We start from the raw sequence: 13,182 nt of genomic DNA, 5'->3' as shown, positions 1-13,182 counted from the left end.
ATCATGCCTGCACGCGGACCCTCACCAGCAGGAGCCTCATCCCGACCCCGACGACGATGGCCCAGAAGGCGGCGCTGATCCCGGCGACGGCGACACCGGAGGCCGCGACGACGAAGGTGGTGACGGCGGGGACGTGGTCCGCCGGGTCGGCGAGGGCCGCCCGCAGCGAGCCGGCGAGGGTGCCCACCAGGGCGAGCCCGGCCACCGCCGGGACGACGCCCTCGGGGGCCAGCGCGACGAGGGCGGCCAGGGCGGCCGAGGCGATGCCGATCGGGAGGAGGAGCGTGCCCGAGGTCACGCTGGCGATCCACCGTCGGGAGCGGTCCTCCCCCGCCTCCGGGCCGGCCGCGAGCGCGGCGCTGATCGCGGCCAGGTTGATCCCGTGGCCGCCGGCCGGGGCGCCGAGCAGCGTGCCGGCCCCGGTGACGAGCATCGCGCGCTGCCACGGGACCTCGTAGCCGTAGCCACGCATCACCGCCAGGCCCGGGACGTTCTGCGAGGCCATCGTCACGAGGTACAGCGGCAGGGCGATGCCGACGAGCCCGCCGATGGTGAAGGTCGGCGTCGTCAGCTCCAGCCGCGGCACGAGCGCCGACGCCTCGATGGGCGTGCCCGAGCGCGGGAGGTGGACCCCGATGACGACCGCGGCCGCGACGAAGGCGAGCGGCGAGGCCCAGCGGGGCAGGAGGCGCAGCGTGAGCAGCCAGACCAGGACGACGGGTCCGACCGCCCACGGGTTGGCCGCCATCCCGGTCACCGCCCCGAGGCACAGCTGCAGGACGATGCCCGCGAGCATCGCCTGGGCGACGGAGGCAGGGATCCTGGCGATGAGGGCACCGAGCGCCGGGACGAGCCCGGTGAGCACGACGAGGGCACCGGTGACGACGAAGGCGCCGACCGCTGCCGACCACCCACCGGCGACCGCGCCGGTGGAGGCGAGCAGTGCGGCCCCCGGCGTCGACCACGCGATGGTCACCGGCAGCCGCGTGGAGAGCGACAGGACGATCGAGCCCAGGGCCATGAGCACCGTGAGGGCCATGAGCCCGCTGGCCGCCTGCGCCCGGCTGGCGCCGACCGCCTCCAGACCCGCGAGGACGATGACGAACGCGCTCGTGAACCCGACGAGTGCCGTGACCACCCCTGCACCCACGGGTTGGAGGGTCGGCTCGCGCATGGCGTCACGGTACGGGAACGTCCGAAGGCCCGGACCTGACGGTCCGGGCCTTCGTGCCACTGGGTGGAGCTGAGGGGATTCGAACCCCTGACCCCCTCCATGCCATGGAGGTGCGCTACCAACTGCGCTACAGCCCCGAGTGGGTTCCCCGTGAAGGGGACTGCGGAAGCATACCCACATGCCCCCCTTCCTCACCAAATCGGCGGCGCCGGAGGGGTCAGAGGCCGGCCGCGGACGCGTTCCACTGGGTGATCCGCCAGCCGGCGCGCCCCTCCTCGAGGCTCGCCCAGTGGCAGTTGCCGAAGCCGCCGAGCACCCGCCACGCGGTGGTCTGGTCCAGACCGACGAGCTCGGCGACGAGCGAGCGACCGGTGACCCCGTGGGTGGCGATGACGACGCACTCGGCCGCGTCCATGGACGCGAGCAGGTCGTCGAGGGCAGCGCGCGTGCGCTCGCCGACGTCGGCGAGCGACTCGCCGTGACCGCCCCGCTTGAAGTCCTCGCCGGAGATGAGCTTGTCGGCGTCCTGCGGGTACTGCGAGTACACCTGGGCGGCCGTGAGGCCCTGCCAGCCACCGGCGTGGATCTCGCGCCAGCGCTCGTCGGTGCTCACCGGGAGGCCACCGCAGGCCGCGGCGACCTCCTCGGCCGTGTCCCGGGCCCGCACGAGGTCGGAGGAGACGACCCGCGTGGGACGAAGGGAGGCGATCGCCGCCGCCGCAGCGCGGGCCTGCTCACGGCCCAGGTCGGTCAGCTCGTGGTCGAGCTGTCCCTGCCAGATGCCCTTGAGGTTGGAGCCGGTCTGGCCGTGCCGCAGGACGACGAGGCGACGGGGGTCCCCCTTCGTCCCCCCTGCGGCCTCCGCGGAGACGCGGCGGGTGGCCTCGGTCACTGCTCGCCGGCGGTCTGCTGGGAGCCCACCACCCCGAGGTCCAGGTGGGGGCAGTCGCGCCACAGGCGCTCGAGGTCGTAGAAGTCCAGCTCGTCGTCGTGCTGGGCGTGCACGACGATGTCGCCGAAGTCGAGGAGGACCCAGCGCCCGGGGCCGTGGCCCTCTCGGCGCAGCGTCTTGACGCCGGCCTCCTCGCGCAGGGTGTCCTCGATCGCCTCGGAGACCGCCTGGACCTGGCGCTCGTTGTCCGCCGAGACGATGACGAAGATGTCGGTGAGGGGCATCTGGCCGGACACGTCGAGCCCGGTGATGGTGGTCGCGAGCTTGTCGGCCGCCGCGCGGGCGGCGATCTTCGCGAGGTCGAGGGCGTGCTGGGTGGCTGCCACGGTCTGGGTCACTCCCGGGGGTCGGTGTAGAGCTCGTACTTGTTGATGTACTGGACGACGCCGTCGGGGACGAGGTACCAGACGGGTTCGCCGTCGGCGACCCGCTCGCGGCAGTCCGTGGAGGAGATCGCCATGGCGGGCACCTCCTGGAGCGTCACGTTGTCCTGCGGCAGGCCCGACTCGCTGAGCACGTAGCCGGGCCGGGTGACGCCGATGAAGTGGGCGAGGCCCCACAGCTCGTCGACGTCCTTCCACGACAGGATCTGCGCGAGGGCGTCGGCGCCGGTGATGAAGAAGAGCTCGTCGTCGGGACGCTGGGCCCGCAGGTCGCGCAGGGTGTCACTGGTGAACGTCGGGCCCTTGCGGTCGATGTCCACGCGGCTGACGGTGAAGCGCGGGTTGGACGCCGTCGCGACGACCGTCATGAGGTAGCGGTGCTCGGCCGGGCTGACCTGCTTGTCCGCCTTCTGCCAGGGCTCCCCCGTGGGCACGAAGACGACCTCGTCGAGGTCGAAGAGGGACTGCACCTCGCTCGCAGCGACGAGGTGCCCGTGGTGGATCGGGTCGAAGGTCCCACCCATCACGCCGAGGCGCTTGCTCAGTGGTGGTCCCCGGCGCCGTGATGCCCGTGGTCCTCGTGCACCACGGTGTTGTCCGCGGTGGCGACCTTGGTGGCGGCCTGGCGGAAGGCGAAGAGGGCGCCCAGCATGATGGCGAAGAAGAGGAGGGCGATCAGGCCGTACGCGGAGGGCGGGATCGGCAGCTCGACGTGGTGCTCGCTCTCGGCGGCGAGGGAGGCAAGGGTGCTCAGCATGGGGCCATGCTACAAGGCCGCGGGGGCGCCGCAGCCGAGCGGTGGGTTGTCCACGGGCGTCGTCCACAGCCCTGTGGGCGAGGACGTGGGGAGCGCCCTGCGCCTGTGGACACGCCTGTGGGCGGTGTCCGCTCGGCGATGGATCCGCTCTCCTGTTGCCCCGGGTGCCCGAAGACGCGTAGAACAGTCCTCACACCGCGGCCGCACGACGGCCGTCAGGACCACAGGGATAACGACGCACGCACGACCATCACGGCGCCACCGTGGGGGTCATCGGCGACGCGAGCGGCGTCGGCGCCTCCTGGTCCACGTGTCACCACGTCGTCGTGGCCCCTGCCCCGACGACGTGCTGCAGTCGCCGCAGGGCCCGAGAGGGTGCGTGCACGGACAGCGGTCGAGGGGCCCCTTCCACGGGAGTGGAGGGGGCCCTCGACCTGCGTCAGGTGACTGCGGGGTCAGCCGCGGACCTGGCCGTCACCCTCGACGACCCACTTGGTCGTCGTCAGCTCGGGCAGGGCCATCGGCCCGCGGGCGTGCAGCTTCTGCGTCGAGATGCCGATCTCCGCACCGAAGCCGAACTCGCCACCGTCGGTGAACCGCGTCGACGCGTTGACGAGCACCGCCGCGGCGTCCACCTCGGCGGTCCAGCGGCGGGCGGCGGCCCGGTCCTCGGTGACGATCGCCTCGGTGTGGCCGGAGCCGTGGCGCCGCACGTGCTCCATCGCCGCGTCGACGTCGTCGACGACCGCGACCGACATCTCCAGCGCGAGGTACTCCTGCGCGAAGTCCTCGTCGGTCGCCGCCAGCACGTCGACGCCAGCCGGGGCGAGCTCGCGCGTCGCCGCGTCACCGTGCAGGACGACGCCGGCGCCGGCGAGGTCGGCGAGCGCCTTGGGGAGGAACTCGCCGGCGATCTCGCGGTGGACGAGCAGGGACTCGGCCGCGTTGCACACGCTCGGCCGGTGCGTCTTGGCGTTGAGGGTGATCGCCAGGGCCTTGCCGAGGTCGGCGGCCGCGTCGACGTAGACGTGGCAGTTGCCGACGCCGGTCTCGATGACGGGCACGGTGGACTCGAGGACGACGGTCTGGATCAGGCCTGCTCCCCCGCGCGGGATGAGCAGGTCGACGAGCCCGCGCGCGGTCATCAGCGCCCGGACCGCGTCGTGGTCGCCCTCGAGGAGCTGCACGGCGTCCTGCGGCAGCCCGTGGTCGGCCAGCGCCGAGCGAAGGGAGTCGACGAGGGCCCGGTTGGTGCTCGCAGCGGCCGAGCCGCCGCGCAGGATCATCGCGTTGCCGGACTTCAGCCCCAGGCCGGCGGCGTCCACCGTGACATTGGGCCGGGCCTCGTAGATCATCCCGATGACACCCATCGGCACCCGCACCTGACGGATCTGCAGGCCGTTGGCCAGGGTCGAGCCGCGCACGACCTCGCCGACAGGGTCGGGCAGGGCCGCGAGGTCCCGCAGTGCCTGCGCGACCGCGGCCACGCGGGCCGCGTCGAGGGACAGGCGGTCGAGCAGGCCGGGGGCCATCCCCCCTTCGCGTCCGCGTCGCAGGTCCTCGGCGTTGGCGGCGACGATGCGCTCCGAGGCCGCGTCCACGGCGTCGGCGAGCGCGAGGAGGGCGGAGTCCTTCTCGGCGCGGGTCAGCAGGGCGAGGCGGCGCGAGGCGACCCGGGCGCGCTCCGCGAGCTCCCGGACCACGGCGGTGCTGTCGGTCATGCCTCCAGACTAGGAGCCCGGCGGCGCCCCGTCCGATGCGGTCCGGGGGGCGGGCAGTGGCAGGATGCCGTGGTGACCACGATCCTCTCCATCCAGTCCCACGTCGCCTACGGCCACGTCGGCAACTCCGCCTCCGTCTTCCCGATGCAGCGCCTCGGGGTCGAGGTGTGGCCCGTGCACACGGTGAACTTCTCCAACCACACCGGCTACGGCGCCTGGCGCGGCCCGCTCATGGACCCCGCGGACGTCGCCGACGTCGTGACGGGCATCGGCGAGCGCGACGCCTTCGCGCAGGTCGACGCGGTCCTCTCGGGCTACCAGGGCGGCGAGGGCATCGGCGCGACGATCCTGGGGGCGGTGGAGCAGGTCAAGGCGGCCAACCCCGGGGCCATCTACGCGTGCGACCCGGTCATGGGCAATGCCGCGTCCGGGTGCTTCGTCCACGAGTCGATCCCGGTGCTGCTGCGCGAGCAGGTCGTCCCGCACGCCGACCTCATCACGCCCAACCAGTTCGAGCTCGGCTTCCTCACCGGTACCGAGCCGCGGACCCTCGAGGAGACGCTCGCCTCGATCGACGCCGCCCGCGCGATGGGCCCGAGCACCGTGCTCGTCACCTCGGTCCTGCGACCCGACCGCCCCGAGGGGACGATCGAGATGATCGCCGCCCACGACGACGAGGCGTGGATCGTGCAGACCCCGCACCTGCCGCTCAAGGCCAACGGCTCCGGCGACGTGACCGCCGCGCTCTTCACGAGCCACTGGCTGCGTACCCGCTCGCTGCAGGAGTCGCTCGGGCGCACCGTCTCCTCCGTCTTCGACCTGCTGCAGCTCACCCACGAGTCCGGCCAGCGCGAGCTGCAGCTCGTCCAGGCGCAGGAGGCCTACGCCCACCCGCAGCTGCAGTTCGAGGTCACCCGGGTGCGCTGAGCCGCGTCAGAGCAGCGCGAGGTGGTCCCGGTGGATGACCTCGCGCTCGTACCGCGGGCCGATCTCCTGCTCGAGGTCCTTGGTGCTGCGCCCCATGAGGTGAGGCAGCTCGCCGGAGGTGTAGTTGACGAGCCCGCGGGCGATGACGACGCCGTCGGGACCGATGACGTCGACGGGGTCGCCGTCGACGAAGGACCCGCTCACGCCGGTGATCCCGGCAGGCAGCAGCGAGCGGCCGCGGTCGCGCAGCGCGGTCACGGCACCGGCGTCGATCTGGACCGAGCCGCGGGGGGTGGTGGCGTGCGCCAGCCAGAGCGCGCGCGAGCCGCGGCTGCGCTCCTGCGGCACGAACCACGTGCCGACGTCCGCCCCCGCGAGCGCGTCCACGACACGGTCGGACGAGGTGAGCACGGTGGGGATGCCGGCGGCGCCGGCGATCGTCGCGGCCTCGACCTTGGTCGTCATGCCGCCGGAGCCGACGGCCGAGCCGGTGCCGCCGATCGAGATCTCCGCCAGCTCGGCGGCGTCGCCGACGACCGGGACCCGCTCGGCGCCGGCCGTGCCGGGGGCCGCCGTGTAGAGGGCGTCGACGTCCGTGAGCAGCACGAGCGCGTCGGCGCGCACGAGGTGGGCGACGAGCGCCGCGAGGCGGTCGTTGTCGCCGAAGCGGATCTCGTCCGTGGCGACGGTGTCGTTCTCGTTGACGATCGGGATGACGCCGAGGTCGAGCAGGGAGTCCAGGGTGCGCTTGGCGTTGGTGTAGTGGGTGCGCCGGGTGACGTCGTCGACGGTGAGCAGCACCTGCCCGATGGTGTGGCCGTGCCTGCCGAAGGCTGCGTCGTAGGCCGAGAGCAGCACGCCCTGGCCCACGCTCGCGGCCGCCTGCTGGCGGGCCAGGTCACGCGGACGGGTCTCCATGCCCAGGGGACCGATCCCCGCGGCGATGGCACCCGAGGAGACGAGGACGATCTCGGTCCCTGCGCTGCGGCGCACCGACAGCGCGTTGACCAGGGCGGTGAGCCGGGCGACGTCGAGCTCCCCGCCGGCGGCGCTCGTCAGGGACGAGGACCCGACCTTGACGACGACGCGGCGCGCATCGGCGACGGCCCGACGGCCACCGGCCATCAGTCGTCCTCGGTCCAGTGGCCCGCCTTGCGCTCGGTCCACAGCCCCTCGCGGGCGGCGGTCTGGGCGTCCTTGCGCGCGTGGAACTCCTCGCGGCGCTCCTTGGTCGTGCGACGCGAGTTGTCGTCGAAGCGCAGGTCCTGGCCGCGGTGGCCGAGCAGCTCGGCGCCACCGACGAGGGTCGGCTCCCAGTCGAAGACGACCGCGTCCTCCTCGGGGCCGATGAGCACGGTCGAGCCGCCGACCGCGCCGACCTTGGTCAGCTGCTCCTCGACCCCGGCCCGGTTCAGCCGGTCGGCGAGGTAGCCGACGGCCTCGTCGTTGGAGAAGTCGGTCTGGTGCACCCAGCGGGTGATCTTGTCGCCGAGCACCCGGAAGACCTCGCCGTCGGCGGTGCTCTCGCGGCGCACGACGAAGCCCGCGTCGTCGACGCCCTTGGGGCGCAGCACGACCCGCTGGGGGACGAGCTCGACCGCGATCTCGGCGCGGGCGGCCTGCACGTGGCGGGCCATCGCGAAGGTCAGCTCCTTGAGCCCGGTGTGCGCGACGGCGGAGACGATGAAGACCTCCAGGCCGCGCTCCTGCAGGTCGCTCTTGACCATCTCGGCGAGGTCGAGGGCGTCCGGCACGTCGGACTTGTTGAGCACGACGATGCGGGTGCGCTCGGACAGCGGCTTGCCGCCGAGGGTGTCGTCGGCGACGTACGCCGACAGCTCGGCCTCGATCGCCTCGAGGTCGCTCATCGGGTCGCGACCGGGCTCGAGGGTCGCGCAGTCGATGACGTGGACGAGGACGGAGCAGCGCTCGACGTGGCGGAGGAACTCCAGGCCCAGCCCCTTCCCCTCGCTCGCGCCGGGGATCAGGCCCGGGACGTCGGCGACGGTGAAGCGCGCGTCGCCGGCGGTGACGACACCGAGGTTGGGCACGAGGGTGGTGAAGGGGTAGTCGGCGATCTTCGGGCGGGCCGCCGAGAGGACCGAGACGAGCGAGGACTTGCCGGCGCTCGGGAAGCCGATGAGCGCGACGTCGGCGAGCGACTTCAGCTCCAGGACGACCTCCGTGGACTCCCCCGGCTCGCCGAGCAGGGCGAAGCCGGGCGCGCGGCGCCGCTGGCTCGACAGGGCCTTGTTGCCCAGTCCGCCGCGACCGCCCTGCGCCGCGACGAAGCGCGTGCCGGGGGTGACGAGGTCGGCGAGGACGTCGCCGTGGCGGTCGGTGACGACCGTGCCCGCGGGCACGGGCAGGACGAGGTCCTCGCCGTTCGCGCCGTTCTTCTCGTCGCCGGCTCCGGGCGCGCCGTTGGTGGCGCGCCGGTGGGGACTGCGGTGGTAGTCGAGGAGGGTCGTGACCTGCGGGTCGACGAGCAGCACGACGTCGCCGCCGTTGCCGCCGTTGCCGCCGTCGGGTCCGCCGAGCGGCTTGAACTTCTCGCGGTGCACGGAGGCGACGCCGTGGCCGCCCTTGCCGGCCTCGACGTGCAGGGTGACGCGATCGACGAAGGTCGTCACGACCTCACCTCTTCTTGATGTCTCGTGGTGGTGCAGGTACGGCGAAGGGGGCCGGTCCAGGTGACCCGCCCCCTTCGCTCATGCGTGGTACCGCGTCAGCTGGCGGAGTCCACCGGCAGGACGCTGACGACCTTGCGGCCGCGCTTGGCGCCGAAGGTCACCGCGCCGTCCGCGAGGGCGAACAGCGTGTCGTCGCCGCCACGGCCGACGTTGTCACCGGGGTGGAAGTGGGTGCCGCGCTGGCGCACGATGATCTGGCCGGTGCCGACGATCTCGCCGCCGTACCGCTTGACGCCGAGGCGCTGGGAGTTGGAGTCGCGTCCGTTCTTGGACGAGGACACACCCTTCTTGGAAGACATGTCAGTGGGTTCCTAACTGTTGAAGAAGAAGGCTCAGGCCTTGATGTCGGTGATCTTCAGCTGCGTGAGCGGCTGGCGGTGACCCTGGCGCTTGCGGTAGCCGGTCTTGTTCTTGTACTTCATGATCGTGATCTTGGGGCCCTTGGCGGCACCCAGGATCTCGGCCGTGACGCTGACCTTGGCCAGCTTGTCGGCGTCGCTGGTCACGGTGGACCCGTCGACGACGAGGATCGGCTGGAGGTCGATGCTGTCGCCGGCCTCACCCTTGATCGAGTTGATGAGGATGGTGTCGCCGACGGAGACCTTCTCCTGGCGGCCACCCGCGCGAACGATCGCGTACATCAGTGGAACTCACTTTCGTCATGGCGCACTCGCTCTGTCTGACCGGCCAACAGTCCCCACGCGCAAGCGCGGAGCGTCCGCTCGGTGGGCGCACCAAGGGTCAAGACTACCCGTGCCCCCCTCCGACCGACAAACCGGCGAAGGGGGGCACCCGGGTCCGCGCGCGGGGCGGGTCAGGCCTTGGGCGGCCCGGCCTCCGAGGTGACCCGCTTGCGCTTGCGACGGGCCGGGGCGGCCGGCTCAGGGTCGGCGACCGGGGTGGTCGGCGGCTCGCCGCTCTCCCCCGCGATCTTGGTGATCGGCGCCGAGTCGACCGGGGCGGTCAGGTCGACGGGCTGCAGCGCAACGGGCGCACCGGCGCTGGAGGCTGCACGGCGGCCACCGCGGCGGCGCTTCGGCTCGTCGGCGGGCTCGTCGGCGGGCTCGGACTCGGGCTCGGGCTCGACGGCCGGCACGGGCTGCACGTCGTCGACGGGCTCGACGGCGAGCACCTCGGGAGCCGAGGACTGCTCGTCCGGGCTCGAGGAGCCGGCACCGGTGAGGTCCACCGGCTCGAGGGCCACGGGTGCCCCGGCGCTGGAGGCGGCGCGGCGGCCACCGCGGCGACGCTTCGGCTCGGGCTGCTCGGGCTGCTCGGGCTGCTCGGCCTGCTCGGCCTGCTCGGCCTGGACCTCGGGCGCCGACTGCTCGGGCGCGAGCTCCGCGACGTCGTCCTCGCCGGGCTCACCGGCGATGTTCTTGATCGCCGCGGCGTGGGCGGCCGCCGCGATCTGGGCCGGGGTGCGGCCGTGGGCGTCGGTCGGCTCCTCGACCGGCTCGTGCCGCTGCACGGAGGAGTCCTTCTCCCCCTTCGAGCGACCGCGACGCGACGAGCCGCCGCTGCCGCCACCGTGGTTGCCCCCGGCGTGACCGCCCGGGTCGTGCGCGACCGGCTCGCTGTGGACGATGATCCCGCGGCCGTGGCAGTGCTCGCACTCCTGCGAGAAGACCTCGATGAGACCGGCACCGACCCGCTTGCGGGTCATCTGGACCAGGCCGAGCGAGGTGACCTCGGCGACCTGGTGCTTGGTGCGGTCCCGGCCGAGGCACTCGAGGAGCCGGCGCACGACGAGGTCGCGGTTGGACTCCAGGACCATGTCGATGAAGTCGACGACGATGATGCCGCCGATGTCGCGCAGGCGCAGCTGGCGGACGATCTCCTCGGCGGCCTCGAGGTTGTTCTTGGTGACCGTCTCCTCGAGGTTGCCCCCGGAGCCGGTGAACTTGCCGGTGTTGACGTCGACGACGGTCATCGCCTCGGTGCGGTCGATGACGAGCGAACCGCCGGAGGGCAGCCAGACCTTGCGGTCCATCGCCTTGGCGATCGCCTCGTCGATGCGGTGCGCGGCGAAGACGTCGCCCTCACCGGTCCACTGCTCGAGGCGCTCGGACAGGTCGGGCGCCACGTCGTCGACGTAGCCCTTGATCTCGCGCCAGGCGTCCTCGCCGGAGACGACCATCCGCGCGAAGTCCTCGTTGAAGATGTCGCGGATGACGCGCACGGTCATGTCGGGCTCGGCGTGCAGGAGGACGGGGGCGCCGCCGGCGGAGCCCTTCTTGCCCTTCTTGGCCTCGGCCTTGTCGGCGACCTTGTCCCACGCCTTGGTGAGGCGCTCGACGTCGGCGGTCAGCTCGGCCTCCGAGGCGCCCTCGGCGGCGGTGCGCACGATGACGCCGGCGCTGTCCGGCACGACCTGCTTGAGGATGCCCTTGAGGCGGGCGCGCTCGGTGTCGGGCAGCTTGCGCGAGATGCCCGTCATGCTGCCCTCGGGCACGTAGACGACGTAGCGGCCGGGCAGCGAGATCTGCGAGGTGAGGCGCGCGCCCTTGTGGCCCACCGGGTCCTTGGTGACCTGGACGAGGACGGAGTCGCCGGAGCTCAGCGCGTTCTCGATGCGGCGGGCCTGGCCGTTGCCGACGCCCTGTGCCTCCCAGTTGACCTCTCCGGCGTAGAGCACCGCGTTGCGGCCCTTGCCGATGTCGATGAAGGCCGCCTCCATGCTCGGCAGCACGTTCTGCACACGGCCGAGGTAGACGTTGCCGACCATCGTCGAGGTGGTCTCGCGGGAGACGTAGTGCTCCGCGAGCACCCCGTCCTCGAGGACACCGATCTGCGTGCGATCGCCCTGCTGGCGCACGACCATGACCCGCTCGACGCTCTCGCGGCGGGCGAGGAACTCGGCCTCGGTGATGATCGTGCGGCGACGACCGGCCTCGCGGCCCTCGCGGCGACGCTGCTTCTTGGCCTCCAGGCGCGTGCTGCCCTTGATGGCCTGCGGCTCGTCGCGCCGGGACTCGCGGACCTTGGTCACGGTGCCGGGCGGGTCCTCCTGGCCGCCGTTGCCACCGCCCCCGCGGCGACGGCGACGACGCCGGCGGGAGCTGCCCGAGCCGTCGTCGTCGGAGTCGTCCGAGGAGTCGTCCTCGGAGGCGCTGTCGTCGGACTCGTCGGAGTCGTCGCCGTCGGTGGAGTCGTCCTGCTGGGGCTTGCCGCGGCCACGACCACGACCGCGGCCACGGCCCCTGGTGCGCTCGTCCCTGGCGGAGTCGTCCGCGTCGTCGGAGGCGTCGGACACGTCCCCGGCCTCGTCCTGGGCGTCATCACCCGAGGAGTCGTTCGCGTCGGAGCCCTCGCCCGAGCGGTTGTTGCGGCCACGGCCGCCACGACGGCGGCGACGTCGGCCCCCTTCGCCCCGGCCGTCGTCGTCGGCGTCGGACGCATCCGTGGAGTCCGTGGAGTCCAGGGAGTCCGTGGAGCCGGAGGTGTCCCTCCGGCCCTGGTCCTCGGTGCCCTGCTCGTCCTCGTCCTCGTCGACGTCCTCGGGCTCCGGCTCGGGAGCCCGGCGACGGGTCGGGGCGGCGACGGGCGCCGGCGGCTGGAAGAGCAGACCGAAGCTCGGCACGACCGCAGCCGGCTCGGGAGCCGCCTCCTGGGCGCGCAGCAGGGTCTCGTCCTCGGTGGTCTCGACGGTCTCGTCGAACGGCATGTCGTCGGTGGCCATGTGGCACCTCCTGCACGAGGGCCCGACCCCGACACCGGCACCCTGGGGTGCAGTCCGACCGCTGTGCGGCGTGGCGGGCACTCGCCCGCGGAAAGGTCCGTGTTGCCTCGTGGGAGCTCGCGCTGAGCGCGGCACCCCCTCGGGGCCGGCGGCGACTCAGTCGGTGGCCAGTGGGTCGGCCACGCTCTCGGTCTCGCTGCTCCACAGGCCCTGCGCCAGCCGGGTCGCCTGGGGCGATCGCGGCGGCGCGAACGATGTGGCAGCGGTGATCGCGCTGAGGACGTCGTCGGGGCGAACGGCAGGTGTGGTGTGCCGCACGACCATCGTCAGTATCGCACAGCCCTGCGCATGGACGTCGGTCCGCGCCGACAGCACGGGTCCGCGCGCGTCGAAGGACTTCATGCCCCGCTTGAACATCCGCGAGACCTCGACCGACTCCTCCGCGAGGAATCCGGCCACGGCGCGCTCGAGGTCGGCCGGGGCGACGCCGGGGAAGGTGAGCCGCCAGTGGCTCGCCTCGAGCCGGTCGGCGAGGGCCCCCGGCTGCGCCTCGACGACGGACACGATGTCCAGCCCGTCGGGCAGCGCCTCGTCGAGCGCGCGCGCCACCGCGGCGGGGTCGACCCGCTCGGTCACCGAGATCTCGAAGTACTCCGCCTCGCTCGCCGCACCGGTCGGCGCACCGTTGGCGTAGGAGATCTTCGGGTGCGGGTGGAACCCCGCGGAGTAGGCCATCGGCACACCCGAGCGACGCAGGGCCCGCTCGAGCGCCCGCCCGAAGTCACGGGTCGAGGAGTAGCGCAGCCGCCCGCGCCGGGCGTACTGGATGCGCAGCTTCTGGACCGCCGGGGGTGGTGGCGGACCGTCGGGGGTGCGTTGCTTGGCCATGGGGG

The 13,182-nt window shown here is 72.9% G+C and carries 13 protein-coding genes and 1 tRNA gene; 1 reads left to right on the top strand and 13 read right to left on the bottom strand.

Features of this window, described 5'->3' with window-relative positions; translation table 11 throughout:
- Position 1 precedes the first annotated feature (1 nt).
- From V3C34_RS08370 to V3C34_RS08340, 7 genes are all read right to left on the bottom strand, one after another.
- Entirely contained in the window at positions 2-1,174 is a 1,173-nt protein-coding gene (locus V3C34_RS08370) for a benzoate/H(+) symporter BenE family transporter (RefSeq protein WP_346008516.1), read from the bottom strand.
- Between the two features lie 64 nt (positions 1,175-1,238).
- Positions 1,239-1,311 (bottom strand) — tRNA-Ala (locus V3C34_RS08365).
- Positions 1,312-1,391: 80 nt separating this feature from the next.
- Entirely contained in the window at positions 1,392-2,066 is a 675-nt protein-coding gene (locus V3C34_RS08360) for a histidine phosphatase family protein (RefSeq protein ID WP_068422239.1), read from the bottom strand.
- Entirely contained in the window at positions 2,063-2,452 is a 390-nt protein-coding gene (gene rsfS / locus V3C34_RS08355; protein ID WP_068325487.1) for a ribosome silencing factor, read from the bottom strand. Before rsfS ends, V3C34_RS08360 begins: the two co-directional genes overlap by 4 nt.
- An 8-nt stretch (positions 2,453-2,460) precedes the next feature.
- On the bottom strand, positions 2,461-3,036 hold the full coding sequence (nadD, locus tag V3C34_RS08350; protein ID WP_255218288.1) for a nicotinate-nucleotide adenylyltransferase: 576 nt from the start codon (positions 3,034-3,036) through the stop codon (positions 2,461-2,463).
- Positions 3,037-3,050: 14 nt separating this feature from the next.
- Positions 3,051-3,266 carry a hypothetical protein gene (locus V3C34_RS08345; protein ID WP_068325064.1) on the bottom strand — a complete coding sequence of 72 codons (216 nt, stop codon included), beginning with the start codon at positions 3,264-3,266 and terminating at the stop codon, positions 3,051-3,053.
- 455 nt (positions 3,267-3,721) lie between these two features.
- On the bottom strand, positions 3,722-4,987 hold the full coding sequence (locus V3C34_RS08340) for a glutamate-5-semialdehyde dehydrogenase (RefSeq protein WP_338538373.1): 1,266 nt from the start codon (positions 4,985-4,987) through the stop codon (positions 3,722-3,724).
- Positions 4,988-5,059: 72 nt separating this feature from the next.
- On the opposite strand from V3C34_RS08340, the gene pdxY reads away from it, so the two are divergent.
- A complete protein-coding gene (gene pdxY / locus V3C34_RS08335) occupies positions 5,060-5,914 on the top strand; it encodes a pyridoxal kinase PdxY (protein ID WP_068325066.1) in 855 nt (284 codons plus the stop codon).
- 6 nt (positions 5,915-5,920) lie between these two features.
- Here pdxY and proB read toward each other — a convergent pair whose 3' ends face one another.
- The 6 genes from proB to V3C34_RS08305 form a co-directional block, all read right to left on the bottom strand.
- A complete protein-coding gene (gene proB / locus V3C34_RS08330) occupies positions 5,921-7,039 on the bottom strand; it encodes a glutamate 5-kinase (protein ID WP_068325067.1) in 1,119 nt (372 codons plus the stop codon).
- On the bottom strand, positions 7,039-8,547 hold the full coding sequence (gene obgE / locus V3C34_RS08325) for a GTPase ObgE (protein WP_068422245.1): 1,509 nt from the start codon (positions 8,545-8,547) through the stop codon (positions 7,039-7,041). Before obgE ends, proB begins: the two co-directional genes overlap by 1 nt.
- A 95-nt stretch (positions 8,548-8,642) precedes the next feature.
- Positions 8,643-8,906 carry a 50S ribosomal protein L27 gene (gene rpmA, locus V3C34_RS08320; RefSeq protein WP_068325069.1) on the bottom strand — a complete coding sequence of 88 codons (264 nt, stop codon included), beginning with the start codon at positions 8,904-8,906 and terminating at the stop codon, positions 8,643-8,645.
- A 33-nt stretch (positions 8,907-8,939) separates the two neighbouring features.
- On the bottom strand, positions 8,940-9,248 hold the full coding sequence (rplU, locus tag V3C34_RS08315) for a 50S ribosomal protein L21 (protein WP_068325070.1): 309 nt from the start codon (positions 9,246-9,248) through the stop codon (positions 8,940-8,942).
- Positions 9,249-9,421: 173 nt separating this feature from the next.
- Positions 9,422-12,289: an Rne/Rng family ribonuclease gene (locus V3C34_RS08310; protein ID WP_346008515.1), complete on the bottom strand. Its 2,868-nt coding sequence runs from the start codon at positions 12,287-12,289 to the stop codon at positions 9,422-9,424.
- Positions 12,290-12,445: 156 nt separating this feature from the next.
- The gene (locus V3C34_RS08305) at positions 12,446-13,177 is read right to left on the bottom strand and encodes a TIGR03936 family radical SAM-associated protein (protein ID WP_346008514.1); all 732 of its coding nucleotides are present in this window, start codon (positions 13,175-13,177) and stop codon (positions 12,446-12,448) included.
- Between the last annotated feature and the right edge of the window lie 5 nt (positions 13,178-13,182).

This window comes from Janibacter terrae (assembly GCF_039636765.1).
Taxonomy (GTDB): domain Bacteria; phylum Actinomycetota; class Actinomycetes; order Actinomycetales; family Dermatophilaceae; genus Janibacter; species Janibacter terrae.
Note: the sequence above shows the minus strand (reverse complement) of the source record. Positions and strands in the feature narration are given on the sequence as shown.